The organism is Pirellulales bacterium (assembly GCA_036490175.1).
In the GTDB taxonomy this organism is placed as follows: domain Bacteria; phylum Planctomycetota; class Planctomycetia; order Pirellulales; family JACPPG01; genus JACPPG01.
Genome location: DASXEJ010000049.1, coordinates 1 through 5,553, shown reverse-complemented (window position 1 = coordinate 5,553; position 5,553 = coordinate 1). Strand labels below are relative to the sequence as shown.

Sequence of the window (5,553 nt, the reverse complement as noted above, 5' to 3'; positions counted from 1 at the left end):
CCTCAATTCGCGCTCGTTCGATTTCGTGAGCTAACCGCTCCTCGAGCGCCACGACGCGCTGATGTTCGGCCGTTACGCGTTCGGTCTCCCAATCCAGGCGAGCCTCGAGCGCCGTGATTCTCTGGCTCTCCATCGTGGCCCACTCGATACCGTGCGCCAGCCGCTCGTCGGCGATACGCTCGGCATTCTCCGCCGCGACGCGCTGCGCCTCATAGATCACACGCCAATATTTCTGCTGCGTAGCACTGAAATTCCGCAGTACTTCTTCCAGGTTGCGTTCCCGCGCCGCAGCCGCGACCATGGCCGCTTTCGTCGCCTGCTCGGCAAGAACGCGCGTCGCGTCAGACCCCGCCGACGCGACGTTTTGAGGATCAACACTCAAGGCTTCGCGCGACATTCCCAGCAGCGTGTCGTACAGCGCGATCGCCTCTGTCGCTGCCGGGTGATCGCCGGCCTGGCAATGGCGGAGATAAGGATTGAACAACGCGACCAAATCTTCCCTAAACGGTCTCTCCAGCCGATTGCAAAGTCGGATCAAATGGGCGCGACGCACCTCCGGCGACTCATCATAGGGAAACCACAGCACCTCGCGCTCGTGAGCAATATGCTGCAAAAGATGGCTATTATAAGCGGTCCACAACCGCAGCCCGCGTTCCAGATCAAATCCGTCCCGTACTTCCAAACTCTCTGCCACGGCCAACGGATGCCGGATGCAGGCCAGGATCGCATACTCTGGCAGATGCGGCTTCCAGGCCGGAAAAGTAATCGTCGTGCGCGGGTCCTTCCAGCCATACACGGGGCGCGCGGCAAATTGCGATAGCAGTTGCTGCACCCCCGTTTCGCACTCCGTATTCCAGCTCAGCCGCTCGGGCACGTTGTCCCAGGCGCCACCAGACTGGGCAAGGATTCGATCGTTGATAGCGACCGCGTCGCGCGCTTCCCAATGGCCTGTCAGGTTCGTCGGTGCCGGTTCGTCGTCGACGTTCTCGCCCAGGTACACTCCCAAATGGTGCAGCATGCGCGTCACGCAGGACGTACCGCTGCGATGCATCCCCAGTACGACAACGCAACGAGACATCGATCGATACTCCAGACGACGGCGTTAAAAAGAACGGGACGTGATCGTAGAAGAATCGGTAGCGCACTCTGCTACAGCCACACCGGCGTAAACCAGCTGTAAATCATCAACGGCAGGAGGTTTGCTCGCGTTCGCTTTCCGTGCGAATCGCCTGCAAGCCGCCGGCTGAACCGCAGTCGTCCCCGCCGCTAGGCGGTCCAGCATGCCAGGCCATTGATTGATCGGACAAAAGTGGTGCGCCAGCGCGCCGCAACTTGAAATTCCATCGAGGTCGATGCCTTTCGTGGGGCAATGTGCCAGCACCCTCGAACGTTTTGATGCCGACGCAGATCCTTGCATCCTGCAAATCCTCCGTCACCAGGCCGCCGGCGTTGCTCACGATTGCCGGCCGCGCGACGTTTCGCGTGAGCAACGCTGCAATATATGTCGCCCGCCAAACAGCGAACAAGCTCAGATGCCGATCGTCCAAGACGCCTTGCGCCAAGTAGGATGTTGCAAAACTCGATTCCGACATCGCTCGGTGTTTTCACCCAGCCACCGTGGTCCACGCCTCCTGCACAGGTGTTGGACGTTTGCAGGCCATCGGCCCGCGCGGGCGGGGATCGCGGTGCTGCGAACCGAGCGGCGCTTGCTAGCAATGCGTCCTCCACGATCGCATCGACGACGTCCGCAGAGCGATCTTGTGGCAACCATTGCATCGTTGTTATAAAACCGCACCCATTTTTGCCGAATGCCCCCGTCAGGATTCGCCGCAGGCTGGGATACCGCAGGATTCTCGGCGCCGGGCCGGGGCGATGGTGCGCTTGCCGTCGTAGATCCTTGCAGCTGCCGCCGCATGACATTGGACGTCGAAGAATGACCATCTCTCACGATGCAGGCGATAACGGCTGGTCACACATCTCCGCCGGCACGGACTCAAAATCGCACATGACGCCCGAACGTCTGCCAGGCGTCGCTGGATCATCATCGAGTACATGGCGCGTCCTGCTGCTCAATACCAAGGACTCGAATCCCAACTACTATATTGCGCTCTCGATCGAACAGGCGCTGCGCGACCATCCCGCTGTCGAAGCCGTCTTCAATGCCGACTACCACGATGCGGTCGCCACGGCGCTCAAACAAAGCTGCAATCTGCTGGTGGCCGTCGATGGCGAGGGCTTGGATCGCGGCCTCTGCCAGAGGTTAGCCGTGCTGTGCGGAAAGAGCGCGCTGTGGGTTAGCGAAGACCCATACGACCGTGAGCTCAATTTGCGCAGCGCGAAATTATTCGATTGCGTCTTCACGAACGACTCGGCCAGCGTCAGTCACTACAAAGATGGCGCCCAGCACCTGCCCTTCGCCGCCAATCCGCGATTTCACGAACTGGCTGTGCCTCACGACGCGGATGAATCGCGACATTACCTGTACGACGTCCTCTTCATCGGCACTGCCTGGCCCAATCGGGTCGAGTTCATCCGCAAGCTATCGCAAGAACTTCCGGGCTTGAAGTTCAAAGTCGCCCTGCCGACAAACTCGTTTTTGCCGCCGGTCGATCTCGATTTGCCCGTCAGCGCCTACTCGTGGCGATCTGCCAATAGCGAAGTCGCGCGCTTCGCCAACCGTAGCCGCATCGTGTTGACGTTGCACCGCGAATTCGCGGTGGGGGGAAATCCCGCCGTGGCTGCGACGCCCGGCCCCAGATTATTCGAGACCGCGCTGGCCGGCGGATTTCAACTCGTCGACGGCAGCCTGCCCGAGACAAAGTCATACTATCGCGACTCCGAAGAAATTGCCTGCTTCTCGAACCTCGACGAATGCGTGGCGAAGGTTCGTCACTATTTGCAGAACCCGCACGAACGCCTGGCCATGGCGCGTGCGGCGCAGCAACGCACGCGGCGCGAACACCTTTACGCCCATCGCGTAGCGAAGCTATTGACGACGGTCGACGAAGTTGCCGCGCGCAAACCTCCGCCTGCCAAAACAATTCCCGCCAAAGGGCGCCCGAACCGCCTGTTGTTCGTTTGTCACAACCATATCAGTCTGGGCAATTTTGGCGGTGTGGAAGTCTATGTCGACCTGCTCGCTCGCAGCCTGCCGGCGGACATGGAACCACTGATCTATTTTCCGGACCGCACTTTTCCCGAGTCGCGGCTGCTGCGTTTGCTCGACGTCCGCAAAGGCACGACGCGCGATATTCGCTGCGCCACACCCCATACCGTGGCCACACTGACGAACGTCGAGCGTGAACAAGCATTCGCCAAGCTGCTGCACGATGAACGCATCGACCTGGTCCACTTTCACCACATGCTGGGCCATCCTTGGTCGTTGCCGATGGTGGCGCGCACGATGGGCGTCCCCACGATCACAACGGTCGAAGACTACTACGCCAGTTGCACGCATCTGAACCTGATTAATCCGATGCGCCGCTTCTGCCGCGCCTCGGAATTGCCCGCCGAGGCCTGCGACCTGTGCCTGCAGGAAACCATGATGCACCGGTATCATGGGGGCGGCGCCCTGTCGCGCGACGCTTCGGCCGCGGCAATGGAAGAGCAGCGTCGCGTTGGGCCGGGGAGCCAGGCCAGCCGCCGCGGATACATTACCGCGGCCATGGACGCGCATGACCTGATTATCTTCATCAGCCGCGCGGCGCAAGAAAACACCTTGGCGTTGTTGCCCCTCTCGCAACGCCCCGGTCAAATGGTCGTCGAAGGGCTGCCGATTTCCAACGCGCCGAAGCCCCAGGCAAGATCAGATTTCGCTCCTCCTCTGCGTGTCGCCGTGCCGGGCAACCTGTCGGTGATCAAAGGAGGAGACTCGCTGTGCCGAATCTTTGCCGCCACCCGCGGTGAAGCGATCGAGTTTCACGTCTTCGGACGGATCGACATGCCGTACGACGACATTCTGCGCACCTTGAATTTGCCGCACGTACACATTCATGGCGGCTACAAGCCCGAAGACTCGTGCAAGCATTTGGCAACGTGCGACGTCGCTTTGATGCTGTCGATCTGGCCCGAGACCTACGTCTTGACGGTCTCCGAGGCATGGCGAGCGGGTGTCGTGCCGATCGTGACCGATACGGGCGCCCTGGGTGAACGGGTCACGCACAACGTCAACGGCTTCAAGGTCCCTGTCGACGAGCCCAGCGCCGTGGTACACAAGCTCCGCGAGCTGCTCGATGATCCGCGGCAGTTGGCGTCGGCTAGACGCAACATTCACGAGGGTCTGTACCGACTTCTCGACGACCATCTCGAGCTGATTGTGGGCCACTATCGGCGGCTCCTAAAGCAATATCGGGTCGACGAGCGGGCGCCCGATTATTTTCGAGAAGCCCCCCAACCGCGCTGTGCCGGCGGAGGGCGCGCTTTTCATCTCAGCCCGGACTGGCACCTGCCGAACCACCAGGCGGGGCCAGGGCCGACGTTTGAACAATTGCAGCCTCTTGGCCCGCCGTCGTTGATGCGGCGAGCACGTCGGTATTTGCGCGACCACGGGGCGCGCGCCACGATGCGGCGCGCCGTCCGCGAGCTCTTTTTGCGACAAGGGATCCGCCTGCCATGACTCATCTTCGCGCCGATGCGCCCCTCCGGCTGTTGCTGGCTGGCGCCAATCCTCAAGAGCACAAGCACGACGTAGTCAGACGCAACGACATCGCCGCGGGCTTTGCCGAGGTTTTGGGAAAGTCCGCCGTGGCGAATTGCCGTTACGAATCGGTGGCGCGACAGATTCTGCGTGATCGACCCGAGCTAGTCCTGCTGGTCGGCTCGATTCTCCCCGATCGATGCGACTACGCCGCCATGCGCAAATCCTGCGACCAGGTAGACGCCCGGCTAGCCTTCTGGCTGCAATATGATCCCTACGAATTCGACGCTTACGTCAAGATCGTCGGCCTGGCGGATTTTATTTTCAGCAATGATCGCTGGGCAACGATGCACTATCCACGCACGGCGGTCTGGCATTTGCCGCTGGCTGCCAATCCCTTGCGATTTGGCCACGAACCGGTGCAGCCCTGGCAGGGCAGAAACTGCGACATTTTCTTTTGCGGATTGCCTTACCCGAATCGGTTGCAATTGCTGCGTGATTTGGCGCCGACGTTGCGGTCGCACCACACCGTGGTTCGCGGCACCGATTGGGACACCGCGGAGTTTCCCTACTGTCAAAACGAGTACACGCAGCCCGAGGATCTTCCCGCCTTGTACGCCTCGTCGCGCATCGTACTGAACATGGGGCGCAATGTGTCCTCCGCGAATAATCGTTATCAGCTTGATGCTTCGACTCCGGGCTCACGGACATTCGAAGCCGCGATGGCGGGCAGTTGCCAACTGCTGTTCACGGATTCGCTGGAAGTGATGGACCATTTTGAAGTCGGCGAAGAAATCTTGCTGTTTGACGATGCCCAAGATTTCGGGGCCCAGCTGGAAATGCTGCTGGCCGACAGCGAACGCGCTTGTTCGATCGGCGCGGCGGCACGCCGCCGCGCGATGCGCGATCACACGTAC

Annotated in this window: 3 protein-coding genes; 2 read left to right on the top strand and 1 reads right to left on the bottom strand. The window is 60.8% G+C overall.

Annotated elements, in window-relative coordinates; genetic code table 11:
• On the bottom strand, positions 1 to 1,078 hold a 1,078-nt coding region (locus VGG64_03585; protein ID HEY1598655.1), incomplete at its 3' end, for a hypothetical protein.
• An 855-nt stretch (positions 1,079 to 1,933) separates the two neighbouring features.
• Between VGG64_03585 and VGG64_03580 the strand changes: the two genes are divergently transcribed.
• Both VGG64_03580 and VGG64_03575 read left to right on the top strand, forming a co-directional pair.
• Positions 1,934 to 4,615 (top strand): glycosyltransferase, encoded by a 2,682-nt coding sequence (locus VGG64_03580; GenBank protein HEY1598654.1) that lies wholly within the window; start codon positions 1,934 to 1,936, stop codon positions 4,613 to 4,615.
• Positions 4,612 to 5,553, top strand: a 942-nt coding sequence (locus VGG64_03575; GenBank protein ID HEY1598653.1) for a glycosyltransferase, incomplete at its 3' end; no start/stop codon positions are given. The genes VGG64_03580 and VGG64_03575, both read left to right, overlap by 4 nt.